The sequence below is a fragment of the Ruania suaedae genome (assembly GCF_021049265.1).
GTDB lineage: Bacteria > Actinomycetota > Actinomycetes > Actinomycetales > Beutenbergiaceae > Ruania > Ruania suaedae.
On record NZ_CP088018.1, the window covers coordinates 1541025 to 1558711 of the forward strand.

A 17687-nucleotide genomic window follows, 5' to 3' on the forward strand; every position below is an offset into this window, starting at 1 on the left:
TTCTCCTATGCGTCCACCCCGTTCCGCCGCCCTGCTCGAGACCATGCGCAACCGGGTGGTGGTCGCCGACGGCGCGATGGGCACGATGATCCAGGACGCCGGGCTCACCCTGGAGGACTTCCAGGGCCTGGAGGGCTGCAACGAGATCCTCAACGTCACCCGGCCCGAGGTGATCGAGTCCCTGCACGCGGAGTTCTTCGCCGTCGGGGTCGACTGCGTGGAGACCAACACCTTCGGCGCCAACGCCTCCAACCTGGGTGACTACGACATCATCGAGCGCATCGGTGAGCTCGCCGAGGCCGGCGCCGCGATCGCGCGCCGCAGCGCCGAGAAGCACTCCACCCCCGACCACCCGCGTTGGGTGCTCGGCTCGATGGGCCCCGGCACCAAGCTGCCCAGCCTCGGGCACGTCACCTACGCCTCCCTCAAGGCCTCCTTCGCCGAGCAGGCCGCGGGCCTGATCCGCGGCGGCGCCGACGCGCTGCTGGTGGAGACCAGCCAGGACCTGCTGCAGACCAAGGCTGCGATCAACGCCTGCAAGCAGGCCCAGGCCGAGACCGGCCTGGAGGTGCCGATCTTCGCCCAGGTCACGGTGGAGACCACCGGCACGATGCTGATGGGCTCCGAGATCGGCGCCGCCCTGACCACCCTGAGCGCGCTCGGCATCGACGCCATCGGCCTCAACTGCGCCACCGGCCCGGCGGAGATGAGCGAGCACCTGCGCCACCTGTCCAAGCACTCCCCGGTGCCGATCACCTGCATGCCCAACGCCGGGCTGCCGGTGCTGGGCACCCACGGCGCCGAATACCCGCTCACCCCGGCCGAGCTCGCCGCCGCGCACGAGCAGTTCGTGGGCGAGTTCGGGCTCAACCTGGTCGGTGGATGCTGCGGTACGACACCCGAGCACCTGCGGGCGGTGGTGGACAAGGTCCGGGGGAGGGCCGTCGTCGCCCGGGAGCCCGAGCCCACCCACGGGGTGGCGAGCCTGTACGCCCACACCGACTTCGACCAGGACGCGGCGTTCCTGGCCATCGGCGAGCGCACCAACGCCAACGGCTCCAAGGCCTTCCGGGAGGCGATGCTGGCCGAGAACTGGGACGAGTGCGTCCAGATCGCCCGGGCCCAGACCCGCGACGGCGCCCACCTGCTGGATGTGTGCGTGGACTACGTGGGCCGCGACGGCGTGGCCGATGTCACCAGCGTGGTCTCCCGGCTCGCGAGCGCCTCCACGCTGCCGCTGGTGATCGACTCCACCGAGCCCGCGGTGATCGGTGCCGGGCTTGCGCTCGTGGGCGGGCGCGCGGTGGTGAACTCGGTCAACTTCGAGGACGGTGACGGCCCGGACTCCCGGTACGCGAAGATCATGCCGCACGTGATCGAGCACGGCGCGGCCGTGGTGGCCCTGACCATCGACGAAGAGGGGCAGGCGCGCACCGCCGAGCACAAGGTGGCGATCGCCTCCCGTCTCATCGAGGATCTCACCGGCCGCTGGGGAATGGCGGTGGAGGACATCATCGTCGACACCCTCACCTTCCCGATCGCGACCGGTCAGGAGGAGACCCGACGGGACGCGATCGAGACGATCGAGGCTATCCGTGAGCTCAAGCGCCGCTACCCGGCGGTGCACACCACCCTGGGTGTCTCCAACATCTCCTTCGGGCTCAACCCGGCCGCCCGGGTGGTGCTGAACTCGGTGTTCCTGCACGCCGCCGTCGAGGCCGGGCTGGACTCGGCGATCGTGCACGCCGCGAAGATCCTGCCGCTGGCGCAGATCCCCGAGGAGCAGCGTCAGGCCGCCGAGGACCTGGTGTGGGACCGGCGGGCCTACGACGGTGACCAGCTCACCCATGACCCGCTCGCGCACCTGCTGGACGTCTTCTCCGGGGTGGACTCGGCGGCGCTGAAGGACGCCCGCGCCGCCGAGCTCGCCGCGCTGCCGCTGGACGAACGCCTCGCCCGCCGCATCATCGACGGCGAGATGAAGGGGTTGCACGACGATCTCGACGCCGCGCTGGCTGAGGGCTGGAAGGCCCTCGACATCGTCAACGACCAGCTGCTCGCCGGGATGAAGGTGGTCGGTGAGCGGTTCGGCGCCGGGGAGATGCAGCTGCCGTTCGTGCTGACCTCCGCCGAGACGATGAAGACGGCGGTGGCCCATCTCGAACCCCACATGGAGAAGGTCGAAGAGGGCGGGGGGAAGGGCACCATCGTGCTCGGCACCGTGCGCGGGGATGTGCACGACATCGGCAAGAACCTCGTGGACATCATCCTCACCAACAACGGCTACACGGTGGTCAACATCGGCATCAAGCAGCCGGTGTCGGCGTTCATCGAGGCCGCGCAGGAGCACCGGGCCGACGTGATCGGCATGAGCGGGCTGCTGGTGAAGTCGACCGTGGTGATGAAGGAGAACCTGGAGGAGCTCAACACCCGGGGGCTCGCCGACCAGTACCCGGTGCTGCTCGGCGGCGCGGCGCTGACCCGGGTGTACGTCGAGGACGACCTGGACGAGGTCTACGACGGCGAGGTGCGCTACGCCCGCGACGCCTTCGAGGGGCTGCGCCTGATGGAGCCGCTGGTGCGGGTGGCCCGGGGAGAGGGAGCGGACGCCGTCGGGCTGCCGGCGCTGAAGAAGCGCCGCCACGCCCAGGTGACCGTGGACGAGACCCCGGCCGAGGACCTGCCCGAGCGTTCGGACGTGGCCACCGACAACCCGGTGCCCACACCGCCGTTCTGGGGGACCCGCATCGTCAAGGGCATCGCCCTGGCCGAGTACTCCTCATTCCTGGACGAGCGGGCCACGTTCATGGGCCAGTGGGGCCTCAAGCCCGGGCGCGGGGTGGGCGGTGCGACCTACGAGGAGCTGGTCGAGACCGAGGGCCGGCCGCGGTTGCGGGACTGGCTGGCGCGCATCCGTGCCGAGGACATGCTGGTGCCGTCGGTGGTCTACGGCTACTTCCCGGTGGTCGCCGAGGGCGACGATGTGGTGCTGCTGCACCACGAGGGCCCCGACGGCGGTAGCGGTGGGGAGCCGGGCACCGAACGGATGCGCTTCAGCTTCCCCCGGCAACGGCGCGACCGGCACCTGTGCCTGGCCGACTTCGTGCGGCCGCGTGAATCCGGTGAGACCGACGTGCTCGGGGTGCAGCTGGTGACCGTGGGCTCCGGGGTGGCCGAGCACACCGCGCGGCTGTTCGAGGCCAACGCCTACCGCGAGTACCTGGAACTGCACGGCCTCTCGGTCCAGCTGACCGAGGCGCTCGCGGAGTACTGGCACGCCCGGGTGCGCGCCGAGCTCGGGTTCGCCGGCGAGGATCCGGCCGACCTGGAGGGCATGTTCAAGGTCGACTACCGGGGCGCGCGGTACTCCTTCGGCTACCCGGCCTGCCCGGACCTGGAGGACCGGGCCAAGATCATCGAGCTGCTGCGCCCGGAGCGGATCGGGGTGAGCCTGAGCGAGGAGCTGCAGCTGCACCCGGAGCAGTCCACCGATGCGGTGGTCTTCCACCACCCGGAGGCGAAGTACTTCTCGGTGTGAGGCTCAGGCGGGGATCTCCTTCGCCAGCCCGTCCACGAGCTCGGCCCCGGGCAGCTCGGCGAGCACCTCACCGGGCAGCAGGATCTTCGAACCGCGGATACCGCTGCCGATGATCGCCGGGCCGGTGGTGGTGCGGGCATCCAGCAGCACCCGGTACTGATCGGGCAGGCCGATCGGGGTGATGCCGCCGTACTCCATCCCGGCGTCGCTCACCGCCCGCTCGGCGGGCAGGAACGAGGCCTTGCGCACGTCCAGCAACCGCTTGATGGTGGAGTTCACGTCCGCCCGGGTGGTGGCGCGCACGATGGCGGCCGCGAGCCGCTCCTCGCCGTTGCGCTTGCCGGCCACCAGCACGCAGTTCGCCGAGGCCTCCAGCGGCAGGTCGTAGGCGGCGCTCATGTCGGCGGTGTCCGCCTGCTCCGGATCGATCGGCGTCACCAGCACCTGCCCGACGGCGTCCGGTGCGTGCTGTGCCCAGGCCAGCAGGGCCTGGTGCACCGGCGCCGCCAGCAGGTCCGGGTGGTCCAGCGCCGGGGACCACTCGAGCGTGCCCAGCCGCATCAGTTCTGGTAGGTCACCGTCAGCACGCCGCGGCCGATGGTGTGGAACAGGGCCATGAAGGAGGCCTTGGTGGGGCTGTCCTCGCTCGAGAGCTCCAGCGTGGGGACGTCCAGGGCGTGCACGGCGAAGACGTAGCGGTGCTCCCGGTCCCCGGGCGGAGGTGCCGCGCCCTCGTAGGCGAAGGCACCGCCGTCGGTGCGCAGGTGGAATGCCGCGCCCGGCAGGCTCAGGTCGCTCTCGCCGGCGCCCTGCTCCAGGGTCGAGACGGAGGAGTCCAGATCGGTGACCGTCCAGTGCCAGTAGCCGGACGGGGTCGGGGCGTCCGGGTCGAAGCAGGTGACCAGCAGGCCCTGGGTGCCCTCGGGCAGGTCGTCCCAGACGAGGGTGGGGGAGGTGTTCTCGCCGTCGGCGGCGTACCGGGAGTCCATCGCCGCGCCCTCGGTGAGGTCCGGGCTGGAGAGCGGGAACGAGGGGACTGTGGGCAGGATCTCGTAGGGGTGCGGGGCCAGGGGGCGCTGCAGGTCCATGACACGTCCTTTCCGTCGAGGCGTCGTCTCCCAACCTACGACGCCTGGCCGCGATGTGTCCTGCCACGCCGGAGTTGCCCTGGCGTGTCGCGCGATCGGCACGCCGGGCTGTCTTGACACCGGCCCCCGGGGGGACGTCTACTGATCGAACCGATGTTCGATGTCGGTGGTGGCTCCTACCGTGCAGCACAGAGAGGAGGGACGCCGATGAGTCTCACCGCAGAACGGGTCACGGAGCCCGTGTCACGCGAACTACCACCCGAGCTGGCTGCTCGCCTGGATGCCGCACGGCAGGTGCTCGCCACCGCCGAGGCGGAGGTGGGGGTGCGTGCCCGGTTGGAGCCGCCGGACGTCGTCTCCCTGCCCCCTGCGCAGGAGGGCACGGGAGAGGAGCCCGACGAGGGTCGCCGTGTGGATCCCGAGCAGGCGCTCGCGGTCCCCGGCGGGCTCGCCCCGCTCTTCCCGGACGGGATGCGCCGCGGGGGTGCGGTCCAGGTGCTCGGCAGCACCTCGGTGCTGCTCTCCCTGGCGGCCGGGGCGATGTCCGGAGGTGCCTGGTGCGCCATGGTGGGGCTGCCGGACCTCGGGCTCGCCGCCGCGGCCGAGCTGGGACTACCGCTGGAGCGCACGGTCGTGGTGCCACGGCCGGGTCCGGATCTGGCGGGCGTGCTCGGCGCCCTGGTGGACGGGGTGGACGTGGTGGTGCTCGGGTCGGCGGGCTCGTTGCTCGACCGGGAGCGTCGCACGATCGGTTCCCGGATCCGGGTGCGCGGGGCGGTCATGCTCACCGCCGGCCCCTGGCCGGGTGCGGACACCGTGCTCGAGGTGACCCCACGCGCCTGGCACGGAGTGGGGCAGGGCAGCGGTGTGCTGCGTTCGGGAGAGGTGACCATCACGGCGAGGCATCGTCGCGGCGACCTCACCCGGGCCCTCCACGCCCGCCGCGGCCTGCAGGGCTGGGGACCGGTCCCGGCGGTGCCGGCGGTATCACCGCTGCGATCGCTCGACCGGCCCGCCGGGGCCGCGGCCGGCACCGCTGATGCCCGTGCCGATGCCCGACTGGTGCGGGCCGGGTGAGTGCGGTGAGTGCGGCAGTGCCCGAGCCGGCAGCTGCGCAGGAACAGGCGACCCGTCTCGCGGTCCTGTGGGTACCCGACTGGCCGGTGGTCGCCGCCGCAGCCGAGGGGCTGGTCCAGTCGCACCAGCCCGTCGCCGTGTACGACGCCCGCGGTGTGGTGGCCGCATCGGCCCGGGCCAGGGCGAGCGGGGTGCGCCGGGGGCAGCGCCGCAGGTCGGCGCAGGCGGTCTGCCCCGAGCTGGTCCTGGTGCCGATGGACGAGGGGCGGGACGTGCGCGCCTTCGAAGCGGTCGCCCAGGCGGTCGAGGGGGAGGTGCCGCACGTGCAGGTGCTACGCCCGGGAGTGGTGGTCCTGGCGGCGCAGGGCCCGCGCCGCTACCTCGGGTCCGAGGAGGCGGTGGCCGAGGTGCTGATCGGCGCCGCGGTGGGAGCCGGGGTGGAGGCGCAGGTCGGGATGGCGGACGGGCTGTTGGCAGCCCTGCTTGCCGCACGCGAGTCCGTCCTGGTCCCGCCGGGCGCCTCGGCCGGCTTCCTCGCGCGGAGGGACGTGCGCGACCTCGTGCACGTGACCACCACCCGGCAGTCCCGGGGGGAGATGGGCGAGCTCACCGGAGTGCTGCGCCGGCTGGGCATCGACACCCTGGGCGGCCTCGCACAGATGCGCTCGGGGCAGGTGGCTGCCCGGTTCGGCACGCTGGGGGCGCAGGCGCGGCGACTTGCGGCCGGCCTGGACGGGCAGGCGCCCTCCGGGCGGCGGGGTGAGCCGGACCTGACCAGTGCTGCCGAGCTCGACCCGCCGGCGCAGCGGCTGGACACCGCCGCGTTCGCAGCCAGGCGGCTGGCCGAGGACCTGCACGCGCGGATGATGCGGCGCGGGGTGCTGTGCGGGCGGTTGCGGGTGCAGGCGCGTACCGAGGACGGCGGCGAGCTGGAACGCACCTGGCGCATCGATGGCGTCCTGGCCGCCACCGAGCTGACCGACCGGGTGCGCTGGCAGCTGGACGGATGGCTCAGCGGCCGCAGCGGCCGCCCACCGAGCTCGGCCCTGACCCGGCTGACCCTCACCGCCGAGGAGGTCTCCCCGGCGAGCACGGTCTCCGAGGGGCTGTGGGGACGGGTCGGGCGCGGGGAGCGGCAGGCGGGCCGGGCGGCGTTGCGGGTGCAGGGGATGCTCGGGGCCGACGGGGTGCTCGTCCCGGTGCCCGAGGGCGGGCGTTCCCCGCGTGACCGGGTCCGGCTGGTGGCCTGGGGTGACGACGTCGCGCCCGTGCGCGATCCCGACCAGCCGTGGCCGGGGCAGATCCCCCGCCCACTGCCCGCGACCGTGCCCGCCGAGCCGGTGCCGATCCGGCTCGTGGACGAGGCGGGGGGCCTGGTGCGGGTCGGGGTGCGAGGGGAGCTCTCGGGCCACCCGGTTCGAGCGCAGGTCGAAGCAGGGCAGAAGGAGGCAGGCCGGGCCGGGCAGCCTCGTCGGCTACGTATCACCGGATGGGCAGGGCCCTGGCCGGTCCATGAGCGGTGGTGGGCCGGCGGGCAGGCGCGGCACTACCTGCAGGTCACCGGGGACGGTGCTGCCCTGCTGCTCGCCGGCGACGGGCAGCGCTGGTGGCTGGAGGGGGTCTACGACTAGCGGGGGACACGAGCTGCTGCCGGCGTCCTACCGGTTCGCCTCAGGCTCTCGCTGCCGTCCCCGCCCGCAGGGCAGCCTGCACCTCGGCCACGCCGATCTCCGCCAGCGAGGACAACAACTGGGCTGGGACCCCGGGATCAGGGGTGTGGCTGGTGAGGAACCACACCTCCAGGCCGGCACCATGAGCGCTGATCGCTCCGGCGGCGGAGTCCTCGAAGGCGAGGCTGCGGGCAGGGTCGATCCCCAGGCGGGTCGCGGCGCTCAGGTAGGGCTCGGGATCGGGTTTGGGTGAGGTGACGTCGTCGGCGCTGACCGCCAGGCGCAAGGCGCCGCGGGGGGCGGCCGCGAGCAGCAGCTCGGCATTGACGCCGGCGTTGTTGGTGACCAGGGCACAGGGGACCCCGGCGTCGGCAAGGCCGGCGAGCAGCTCCCGCGCGCCCGGCAACCACGGCATGTCGGCGCGCATCCGCTCGCTGACGTGGGCCACCGCCCGGGCGATGATCTCCTCGATGCTCCCGGCCACGCCGCGCTCGCTGAGGATCGTGGCCCAGCGTTCCATCGGCCGGCCGATCGAGGCCTCGAAGTCCTCCTGTGACCAGGTGGTGCCGGCGCTCGCGGCCAGCGCCTCCTGGGCGGACTGCCAGTGGGGTTCGGTGTCGACGAGCGTGCCGTCCATGTCGAACAGGACGCCGGCGGGGAGGGGAGAGGTCACCCGCTCACGGTACCCGTGGGGTGGCCGTGCCCCGGTCCGACAGAGGCGACTACAATAGAACGCATGTTCGCACGACCGCCGGGTGGGCCTCCTGCCTACGCCGAGCTGCACGCGCACTCCGCGTTCAGCTTCCTCGACGGTGCCAGTCAGCCGGAGGAGCTGGTGGCCGAGGCGGCCCGGCTCGGGCTCAGTGCGCTCGCGATCACCGATCACAACGGCCTGTACGGGGTGGTCCGCTTCTCCGAGGCGGCCCGCGCCGCGAACCTGCCGGCCCTCTACGGCGCCGAGCTGAGCCTGGACGCCCCCGTGCGCCCCACCGGAATGCCCGACCCGGACGGCACCCACCTGCTCGTCCTCGCTCGTGGCACCGAGGGCTACCGTCGGCTCTCCCGCGCCATCGCCACCGCGCACCTGGCCAGCGGCGCGAAGGGGGAGGCCCGGTACGTGCTCCCCGAGCTCGCCGACCTCGCCGGCGGCAACTGGCTGATCCTCACCGGGTGCCGCAAGGGCGCCGTGCGCCGCGCCCTGGAACCCGAACCCGGCCGGTTCGACCTCGACGCCGCCCGCCGCGAGCTCGACGTCCTCACCGACTACTTCAGCGGCGAGAACGTGGCGGTCGAGGTCACCGACACCGGTACCCCGCTGGACTCCGTGCGTGGGGATGCTCTCGCCGAGTTGGCTGACCGCAGCGGCCTGCCGCTGGTGGCCACCGGTGGGGTGCACTGCGCCACCCCGGCCGATCAGCGCCTGGCCCACGTGCTCGCCGCCGTCCGGGCCCGGTCGAGTCTGGACGAGATCGACGGCTACCTACCGGCCGCCGGGCCCCACCTGCGCAGCGCCACGGAGATGCTCGCCCGCCACCACCGTCATCCTCACGCCGTGGCCACCGCCGCCGCGCTGGCGGCCGAGTGCACCTTCGACCTGCGGCTGGTGGCCCCGAACCTGCCCCCGTGCCCCGTGCCCGAGGGACACACCGAGGCCTCCTGGTTGCGTGAGCTCACCCACCGCGGCGCGCGGGAGCGTTACGGCCCGCCCGAGGCGCCCCGTCACCCGCAGGCCTATCCCCAGCTCACGCACGAGCTGGACGTCATCACCGCACTGGACTTCCCCGGCTATTTCCTGATCGTGCACGAGATCGTCGACTTCTGCCGGCGCGAAGGGATCCTGTGCCAGGGGCGCGGCTCAGCCGCGAACTCCGCCGTCTGCTTCGCCCTCGGGATCACCGCCGTCGATGCGGTGGTGCACGAGCTGCTGTTCGAGCGGTTCCTCTCCCCGGGCCGCACCGGCCCCCCGGACATCGACCTGGACATCGAGTCCGGCCGGCGCGAGGAGGTCATCCAGCACGTCTACGCCACCTACGGGCGCACCCACGCCGCGCAGGTGGCGAACGTCATCTCCTACCGGCCCCGCTCCGCCGTGCGGGACGCCGCCCGCGCCTTCGGGTACGAGACCGGTCAGCAGGACGCCTGGTCGAAGTCCATCGAACGCTGGGGGTCCCTGCGCGGCAGTGATCCGCGCACCCAGGCCACCAACGACCTGGACGGCATCCCCGACCAGGTGCTCGACACCGCCGAGCAGATGCTGCGCCTGCCCCGCCACCTGGGCATCCACTCCGGTGGCATGGTGCTGTGCGACCGGCCGGTCATCGACGTCTGCCCGGTGGAGTGGGCCACCATGCCCGGGCGCACCGTGCTGCAGTGGGACAAGGACGACTGCGCCGACGCCGGGCTGGTGAAGTTCGACCTGCTCGGCCTCGGGATGCTCACCGCGCTGCGGCTGGCGTTCACCACGATCACCGAGATCGAGGGGATCGAGCTCGGCCTGCACAGTCTTCCGCAGGAGGACCCGGCGGTGTATGAGCTGCTGTGCGCCGCCGACACCGTCGGGATCTTCCAGGTGGAGTCCCGGGCCCAGATGGCGACCCTGCCTCGACTGCGCCCGCGCACCTTCTACGACATCGTCGTCGAGGTCGCCCTCATCCGGCCCGGCCCGATCCAGGGTGACGCCGTCCACCCCTACATCGAGCGACGTAACGGCCGCGAAGAGGTCACTTACCTGCATCCCCTGCTCGAGCCGGCGTTGCGCAAGACGCTCGGGGTGCCGCTCTTCCAGGAACAGCTCATGCAGATCGCCATCGACGTCGCCTCCTTCACCCCGGACGAGGCCGACCAGCTGCGCCGGGCGATGGGCTCCAAACGCTCCATGGAGCGGATGGAGGCGCTGCACCAGCGGCTCCTGGACGGGATGGCCGCCAACGGGGTCAGCCGCCCGGTCGCCGAGCAGATCTACGACAAGCTCAAGGCCTTCGCCGACTTCGGCTTCCCCGAGTCCCATGCGTTCTCCTTCGCCTACCTGGTCTATGCCAGCGCCTGGCTGAAGGTCCATCACCCCGAGGCCTTCTACGCCGGTCTGCTCGCCGCCCAGCCGATGGGCTTCTACTCCCCGCAGTCGCTCGTGGCCGACGCCCGCCGCCGCGGGGTGCAGGTGGAGCGGGCGAGCGTCGTGCGCTCGCAGGTGCAGGCCGGTGTGGAACGGGTGAGTGAAGTTCACGACGGTGAAGCCCTCGCCACGCCCCTCGCTGTGCGCCTCGGCCTGGCCCCGGTGCGAGGAGTGGGGGAGGAGACCGCGGAGCGGATCGTCGCCGCCCGCGCCGGCCGGCCCTTCGACGACGTCGCCGACCTGGCCCGCCGGGTGCGGTTGAGCACCGCTCAGCTCGAGGCGCTCGCCACGGCGGGGGCGCTGGTGGACCTGGGCCACGAGCGCCGTCAGGGGCTGTGGGTGGCGGGGGCGCTGGCCGGGGAGAGCGGTCGTTCCCACGGCCGGTGGGTGCAGGAACCGCTACCGCTGACCGCCGTCGGGCTCGACGTGCCCGAGCTGCCCGCCATGGACGAGGTGACCACCGCGGTGGCGGACGTGTGGGCCACCGGGGTCTCGCCGTCGTCGTTCCCCACGCAGTTCCGCCGGGACGACCTGGACGAGTGCGGGGTGCTGCGAGTGTGCGACGTGCCTGGAGCAGGGGGGAGCCGGGTGCTGGTGGCGGGGGTGGTGACCCACCGGCAACGGCCCGGGACGGCCAAGGGCGTCACCTTCCTCTCGCTGGAGGATGAGACCGGGCTGCTGAACGTGATCTGCTCGGCCGGGCTCTGGCAGCGTTACCGCAAGGTGGCCCTCGGCAGCGCAGCGCTGGTGGTGCGCGGGGTGGTCGAGCACGCCGACAACGTCACCAACCTCATGGCCGACCGGATCGAGGCGCTCAGTCTGCGGGTGCCCAGCCGGTCACGGGACTTCCGGTGACCGCACCCGCCCTCACGTGCGGGCCAGGACGTCCGGCTCGGTCATGTCCTCCATCGGCGGGTCGACCGTGCGCAGGCGAGCGTAGACCGCCCAGATCACGGCCACGATCGGAATGACGATGATCGCGCCGAGGATCCCCGCCACCAGTGTGCCCGAGGTGACCGCCAGCGCGACCGCCACCGGGTGCAGCGAGACCTGCTTGCCCATCACCAGCGGCTGCAGGATGTGACCTTCGAACTGCCCGATCAGGGCGATGGCGATCCCGACGATCACGGCGTTCCAGAAACCGTTCACCGCCAGGGCCACGATCATGGCCACGATCATCGCCGCGGGCGCTCCCACGAGCGGGATGAACGCACCGATGAACACCAGCACCGCCAGCGGGGCGGCCAGCGGCACTCCCGCGACGAGCAGCACGATCAGGGCGAGCACCCCGTCCGCCAGGGCGATGATGACGGTGCCACGGGCATAGCCGGAGAAGGTGTACCAGCCGACGCCGCCGGCGACCATCCACTTCTCGCGCACTCGCGAGGGCAGCTGGTTGATGAACCACCGCCACATGTCGTTGCCGCGGGCGAGGAAGAACACCGTGCAGAACGTCGCCAGCGCGAGGATGGCGAAGGTCTCGACCACGGATCCGGCGCCCTGAGCGGCGCGGTCGAGCAGCTCGGTCTGGTTCTCCTGCAGCCACTGCAGCCCGGCATCGGACCACTCCCGCAGCTGCTCGGCGCTGATCGAGATCCCGAAGGGTAGGTTGGCGGCCAGGTTGAACAGCTCGTCGATACCGGCGCCGAACTGCTCGGAGAGGCGTTCCCACTGCCCGGTCACCGAGCGGACCACGTAGGTCACCATCCCGCCGATCACCAGCACCGCACCCAGCATCGACAGTGCGGTGGCCAGCCCGCGCGGCATCACCCGGTCCATGGCATTGACGAACGGGCGAAGGATCGCCGAGAAGACCAGCGCGAGGAAGACCGCGACGAAGACGAGCTGGATCTTCGCCGTCGCCCAGACCAGCAGCGCCACCACGGCGATGACCAGCAGCAGCCGCCACGACCAGCCGCCGGCCTTGACCATCCAGCGAGGGACGCCGTCACCGGTGGTCTCCGAACGCAGGTGCCGCTCGGGCAGCCGGTGCGGCTGCAGCCGCGCACCTCGTGCCGGGGACCGCGCGAGCCGGGGCAGGGCCGTGGCTCTGTTCCTCGCGACGCGGCGGGTGGTGATCTTCACGGTGTCAGTGTGCCGCAGCCCCGGTCGTTCGCGCGATGGCTCGCCCACGAGACGTCATCGGCCCAGCCCTGCGCCGGCCAGCAGGGAGGCCCACAGCTGAAGTGGCCCGAGCCCGGCGCGGGCCTGCCGCTGGCGCTGGGGGTCGGGCCAGGTGTCCCACTGCCAGAGGATCGACTCGACCGTGCGCGCCAGGGCCCACTCGCCGATCCGCCGGGCGGGGATGCCCAGGACCGCCTCGGCCGCCCGGACCCGGGTGCGCAGCTCATCCGCCGGATCCGGGTAGCCGAAGGGCTGGTCGAGCTGAGCGATCAGGGGCCACAGGTCGTAGGCAGGGTCGCCGACCATCGGCTTGGGGTCGATCGCCAGCCAGTGCCCGGTGCCGCCCGGAGGGGCGTCGAGCAGGATGTTGCCGGGGTTGAGATCGCCGTGCATCACCACCCTCGGCGCCGGCATCGCCCCCGGCGTGGCGAAGGCGTGCAGCAGGTCCAGCCCCTGGTGGACGGCCTGATCTGCCCCGGCGTACAGGGCCGACCAGCGTGCTGCGCGCTCGGTTGCCAGGCGAGCCCATGCGGCACTGACCTGGACCTGGTCCGGTAGCGCGGCGTCGATCCTCGCGGTGTGGAGGTTGGCCAGGAGCTCCAGCCCGGCCCGCAGACGCACCGGAGCGGGGCTGGTGTCGGCCAGCATCGGGGTGCCGGGGTGGGCACGGCGCAGCAGCAGTGCCCAGTCACCGGCATGGTGGTCGAGCAGCTCCACCGCGGCCAGGCCGCGCCACAGGTGTAGCGCGAGGGCCTCGTGCCGTGCCTCGTCGTGGGGGAAGGTGATCTTGAGGACCACGGGGGTGCCGTCCGCCCGCGTGCCCGGTGCCGTCCATGCGGCGGTGCCGACCTCGTAGGGTTCGCCCAGACGCAGACCCCAACGGCCCACGGCGCGCTGCACGAGCCCCGGCAGGCGGCCCACCCACTCCCGGCCGACGGGGGTCGAGCCCGCCCCGCCGGTGAGGGAGGCGGGCAGGGTGATGCTCACCGTGCCACCGGTGCGCTCACTCCCAGCAGGCGGCGCAGATCCTCGGGTTCGCCCACCGTTGCCGCGGCGGCGGAGAGGTCGTCGGTGGCGCCGTAGCCCCAGGTCACGACCACGCACGGCACCCCGTGCACGGCGGCGCCCTCGACGTCGTGGATGCGGTCACCCACGTGCACGACGCCGGAGGTGTCCGCCGACTGCGCGCGCAGGGCGGCCAGCGCGCGCTCGACGACGACGGACTTCACCGACGAGGGCCCATCCTCCAGGGCGCCGCAGACGGCGGTGAAGTGCTCGGTGAGTCCGGCATGGTCGAGGATTTGCCGGGCGTAGCGCTCCGGCTTGGAGGTGGCGAGCGCGAGTGGAATCCCGGAGGCGCTCAGGTCGGTGACCAGGGCTCGCACTCCCGGGAAGAGCGGTGCCTCGAGCATGGCGCCGTCGGCGTAGTGGCGGCGGTAGACGGTGACGGCCTCCTGGACCCGGGCGGCCGGGACACCTGCCACGTGCTCCAGGCTCCACGGCAGCGGCGGGCCGACCATCAGTTCCAGCCGCTGGGGGTCCATGGCAGGGAGGCCGAGCTCGGCGAGGGTCTGCGAGACCGTGATGACGATGCCGGGCCCGGAGTCGACGATGGTGCCGTCCAGATCGAGCAGCACCGCGGTCACGGGCGAAGGCAGTCTCACGGGACCCACTCTAACGAGGGCTACCCTGAGCCGATGCAGCCCCTGACCACGCTCCAGGCCGACTGCTCGAACTGCGCCGGCCTGTGTTGCGTGGCGCTGGGTTTTCGCCCCTCGGCGGAGTTCGCCTTCGAGAAGGAGCCGGGAAGTCCGTGCCGCCACCTCGCCGAGGACTTCCGGTGCGGGATCCACACGAGTCTGCGCGCTCGGGGGATGCGCGGCTGCACCACCTTCGACTGCTTCGGTGCCGGGCAAGCGACCACTGCCCGGTTCGCACAGGCTGCCGCCGAGGGGCGTACCGTCGGCGCCGACTGGCGCACACCTGCGGTCGCAGCGGAGATGTTCGCGGCGTTTGCGGTGATGCGCCGGCTGCATGAGGCGATGTGGCACCTGGACCACGCGGCCTCACGAGACCTCGACGACGAGCTTGCCGCGCGGGTGGGAACGGTGCGTGGGGAGGTGGCGGCGCGAGCTGCGGGCGCGGCCGAGGAGCTGCGGGAGGTGGACGTGGAGGAGTGCTGGCAGCGCGTGGCGCCGGTGCTCGCCGCCGTCAGCGCTCAGGTCCGGGCCGAGGTGCGCGAGTCACCGGCCGATCACCGCGGCCGGGATCTGGCGGGCGCCGAGCTGCAGGGTCAGGATCTGCGGGCTGCGAACCTGCGTGGTGCGGTGCTGGTGGGTGCAGATCTGCGCGGGGCTGATCTACGCTCGGCCGATCTCGCCGGTGCCGATCTGCGTGGGGCGCTGCTCGCGGATGCGGATCTGTACGACGTGCTCTTCTGCACGCAGGCGCAGCTGGATGCCGCCGACGGCGGGCCGGGCACCCGGGTGCCCGCGCACCTCGACGTGCCCGGGCACTGGCCCGCTCAGATCCGGCCTACTCAGAACCGGCCCGCTCAGATCCCGCCGGCGTAGCCGTGCTGGCGCCACGCCTCGAAGGTGGCGATCGCGGCGGAGTTGGACAGGTTGAGCGAGCGGACCCCGGGGCGCATCGGGATCCGGACCAGCGCCGTCATCCGCTCGTCCGCCAGGACGTGCTCGGGTAGGCCGTCGGGTTCGGGGCCGAACAGCAGAGCATCCCCGGGCTGATAGGCCACCTCGGCGAAGGAGGACTCGGTGCGCCCCGTGAACGCGTAGACGCGTCCGGTGCCTTGGTCTCGGACGTAGGTCAGCGCTGCGTCGAGGCCCGCGTGCACGTGGACGCGCGCCAGGTCGTGATAGTCCAGACCCGCGCGCCGCAGCTTGGCGTCGGAGAGGTCGAAGCCCAGGGGCTCCACCAGGTGCAGGGTGGTGCCGGTGGCGGCCGTCATGCGGATCGCGTTGCCGGTGTTCGGCGGGATCCGGGGCTCGTAGAAGACGATGTGGAACACAGCAGCCACCGTAGCGGCGAGCGCTGTCCGGCTGGGGCTGTGTCGCCGGATAGCCCCCTGTCACCGGGCACTATTGCGGGCGGGTCTCACGGGACGCGTCTTGCAAAGTGGTGGCCCAACGGGAGACAAGACCGCACCGGCCCCGTTGAGGGTTCGGCTACCGGGACATCCGGATCTCAGGCACTTCCGACGCTTGATCGCTGCATGGGCGTGGAAGTGCCACCGCGGACTCTGGGACTTGTTGGCCGAGTTCCGATGGCGCCAGATGGCGTCATCAGGGCATTGCGTGGCGCCCCACGAGGGTCGTGAACATCGCCGTCATGTGCCCAGAGGAGTACTCGACCGTGGCAGGCTGTCCTTGTTCTGAGTAGGGCGGGGCACTCGCCAGACGGTGCCGTTCGGCACGGAGGGGAAACTATGCAACTCGTCAACGTCGCCGTACAGGGCTTCCGTAGTCTCGAAGACGTGCCGTCGCTATGCGTGGAGTCGCCGACCCTCCTCTCTGGGCACAATGACGCCGGCAAGACCGCCCTACTGGACGCTCTCCGCTTTCTTCTTAACGATCTGCAACTCCAGGATCGAGACCGCACGTACTGTTCCGCTGGCGCCGAAGACGCCGAAGACGCCGAAGACGCCGAAGACCCCGAACGGCCAGCCCTTGACTCCTTCGGGAATGTCCGGCGCGTCGAGGTGACCGCTGTCACGGGCACCTTTGAACTGAGCGTCCAGGAGATGACCGATCTTGGTATGGCCAGCCCCATCATGTTGCGCGCAGATGTGAGCCAGGCGGTGCCCCCAAATCACGCACTGCGCGAAGCCGACAGAAAGGTCGAGCCGCGACCTCGCGGATCGACCAGTCAGGCGTCGCGCGCTCTCCGTGCGCCAGAGTGGGCCCGATGATCGTGGCGACGGGTCCCACCGATAGTTAGGTAACGATTCTGTAACATCAAGCGCACGACTGTTCTGAGTTGCGCCGACTCTCGGCAGGGTCGATTCCACTTGAGGTCGAGGGGGTGTTGACAAGCTGTCCGTCTAGGAGGGGCGTACGATTCTTTCTGTGGGCAGGAGTTCTAGGAATTTCCAAATGCGTCAGTGTTTGGTCATCAGAACGAGAATCGAGACCTGGGGGAATGGTGAAGAATAGTCGCACTGTATCGGGCACATTGGTCGCGCTAATGGTGGCCGGCGGATTTGCTACTTCAGCTAGTGCGGAAGGTCCTAGCGGCTCCGTTTCAACGAGCCAGGAAGGATCATACGTAACCGTTGATTCACCGACTGACATTGAGCATCTCGCTGTCCAAGTGGATCTCGAAACCGCAGCAGATGACGCTCAGATTCGGGTCGATCAATCAGGCACAATTACTGTCAACCAAGATGATCTCCAACTGACAGTTAACCAAGACAGCACCTGGGAGATCAGCGAAGGTCCGAGCCATTCGGATGAGGTTTCCTCGTCGTGGGCGTCGCTGTGCGCGGGCTACTTTGCCAACCTCCTGGTGAATGCGGAAAATGACTTGCAATGGGGCGCGCAGCAGGTCTGCGACGATGCATCGACTTGGCCGCACAGGGTGGATGTGGAACTTCGCCAGGGTGGAACCGGGTTCTTCGATCCGCAGATCCTAAAGCACTCTTCCACTGGGAGCTGGGCCTATTCGCGGATTGCAAACAACTTCAACTACGATCAGTGCCCCAACAGCGTCGACCACCGAACAAGAGTCCGGGCGCAACCGTGGGCAAACGACGTTCAGTTCCCGTGGATAACCTCGGATGAGATCGTAATCGGTTGCAACACTCGATGAGTTGGCAACCAGCAGATCTTGAGATTCTAAAGGCGCACGCTCACGCGCTCTACGAGGAGTTGCGATCGGTCGACGCCACGGCAGTAAAACTTGAAATGTCATTGACGACAACTCGCTCACTCCTCGGGCTGGATTCCGAGCTTGATACTAGTGCCGCACCGCCTGTAAAAGGGTCCCCGCATTGGCTTCTTGAGTTTCCCCCGGTGGGCCCGCCGGCGATCCGGGAGAGTTAGCGGAGCGGGGGCTCGCGG

The 17687-nt window shown here is 71.0% G+C and carries 14 protein-coding genes; 7 read left to right on the forward strand and 7 right to left on the reverse strand.

Annotated elements, in window-relative coordinates:
• Positions 1-7: 7 nt before the first annotated feature.
• Positions 8-3538, forward strand: a complete 3531-nt coding sequence (gene metH, locus LQF12_RS07115) for a methionine synthase (protein WP_231055270.1) — start codon at positions 8-10, stop codon at positions 3536-3538.
• A gap of 3 nt (positions 3539-3541) precedes the next feature.
• On the opposite strand, the gene LQF12_RS07120 is transcribed toward metH, so the two are convergent.
• Positions 3542-4099, reverse strand: coding sequence for a YbaK/EbsC family protein (locus tag LQF12_RS07120; RefSeq protein WP_231055271.1), 558 nt, complete (start codon positions 4097-4099; stop codon positions 3542-3544).
• Positions 4099-4626, reverse strand: a complete 528-nt coding sequence (locus LQF12_RS07125; protein ID WP_231055272.1) for a YbhB/YbcL family Raf kinase inhibitor-like protein — start codon at positions 4624-4626, stop codon at positions 4099-4101. The genes LQF12_RS07120 and LQF12_RS07125 overlap by 1 nt, the downstream gene beginning before the upstream one ends.
• Positions 4627-4833: 207 nt before the next feature.
• Here LQF12_RS07125 and imuA' point away from each other — a divergent pair, with 207 nt between their 5' ends.
• On the forward strand, positions 4834-5703 hold the full coding sequence (imuA', locus tag LQF12_RS07130; protein WP_231055273.1) for a DnaE2-dependent mutagenesis accessory factor ImuA': 870 nt from the start codon (positions 4834-4836) through the stop codon (positions 5701-5703).
• A gap of 5 nt (positions 5704-5708) precedes the next feature.
• A complete protein-coding gene (locus LQF12_RS07135) occupies positions 5709-7334 on the forward strand; it encodes a Y-family DNA polymerase (protein WP_231055274.1) in 1626 nt (541 codons plus the stop codon).
• Between the two features lie 40 nt (positions 7335-7374).
• On the opposite strand, the gene LQF12_RS07140 is transcribed toward LQF12_RS07135, so the two are convergent.
• Positions 7375-8046, reverse strand: a complete 672-nt coding sequence (locus LQF12_RS07140; protein WP_231055275.1) for an HAD family hydrolase — start codon at positions 8044-8046, stop codon at positions 7375-7377.
• A 63-nt stretch (positions 8047-8109) separates the two neighbouring features.
• Between LQF12_RS07140 and LQF12_RS07145 the strand changes: the two genes are divergently transcribed.
• Positions 8110-11340 (forward strand): error-prone DNA polymerase, encoded by a 3231-nt coding sequence (locus tag LQF12_RS07145; RefSeq protein ID WP_231055276.1) that lies wholly within the window; start codon positions 8110-8112, stop codon positions 11338-11340.
• A gap of 12 nt (positions 11341-11352) precedes the next feature.
• On the opposite strand, the gene LQF12_RS07150 is transcribed toward LQF12_RS07145, so the two are convergent.
• Genes LQF12_RS07150 through LQF12_RS07160 form a run of 3 tightly spaced genes read right to left on the reverse strand, consistent with a single transcriptional unit; the run spans position 11353 to position 14273 of the window.
• Complete coding sequence (locus tag LQF12_RS07150) at positions 11353-12570, reverse strand: AI-2E family transporter (RefSeq protein WP_231055277.1); 1218 nt, start codon at positions 12568-12570, stop codon at positions 11353-11355.
• A 54-nt stretch (positions 12571-12624) separates the two neighbouring features.
• On the reverse strand, positions 12625-13596 hold the full coding sequence (locus LQF12_RS07155; RefSeq protein ID WP_231055278.1) for an aminoglycoside phosphotransferase family protein: 972 nt from the start codon (positions 13594-13596) through the stop codon (positions 12625-12627).
• A complete protein-coding gene (locus tag LQF12_RS07160) occupies positions 13593-14273 on the reverse strand; it encodes an HAD hydrolase-like protein (protein ID WP_231055279.1) in 681 nt (226 codons plus the stop codon). The genes LQF12_RS07155 and LQF12_RS07160 overlap by 4 nt, the downstream gene beginning before the upstream one ends.
• A 33-nt stretch (positions 14274-14306) precedes the next feature.
• On the opposite strand from LQF12_RS07160, the gene LQF12_RS07165 reads away from it, so the two are divergent.
• Positions 14307-15182 carry a pentapeptide repeat-containing protein gene (locus tag LQF12_RS07165; protein WP_231055280.1) on the forward strand — a complete coding sequence of 292 codons (876 nt, stop codon included), beginning with the start codon at positions 14307-14309 and terminating at the stop codon, positions 15180-15182.
• Here LQF12_RS07165 and LQF12_RS07170 read toward each other — a convergent pair.
• Positions 15164-15637: a tRNA (cytidine(34)-2'-O)-methyltransferase gene (locus LQF12_RS07170; RefSeq protein ID WP_231055281.1), complete on the reverse strand. Its 474-nt coding sequence runs from the start codon at positions 15635-15637 to the stop codon at positions 15164-15166. The genes LQF12_RS07165 and LQF12_RS07170 overlap by 19 nt on opposite strands.
• Positions 15638-16054: 417 nt before the next feature.
• On the opposite strand from LQF12_RS07170, the gene LQF12_RS07175 reads away from it, so the two are divergent.
• Together LQF12_RS07175 and LQF12_RS07180 are read left to right on the forward strand one after the other, a co-directional pair.
• Positions 16055-16537 carry an AAA family ATPase gene (locus tag LQF12_RS07175; protein ID WP_231055282.1) on the forward strand — a complete coding sequence of 161 codons (483 nt, stop codon included), beginning with the start codon at positions 16055-16057 and terminating at the stop codon, positions 16535-16537.
• A 401-nt stretch (positions 16538-16938) separates the two neighbouring features.
• Positions 16939-17436: a hypothetical protein gene (locus LQF12_RS07180; RefSeq protein ID WP_231055283.1), complete on the forward strand. Its 498-nt coding sequence runs from the start codon at positions 16939-16941 to the stop codon at positions 17434-17436.
• Positions 17437-17687 lie beyond the last annotated feature (251 nt).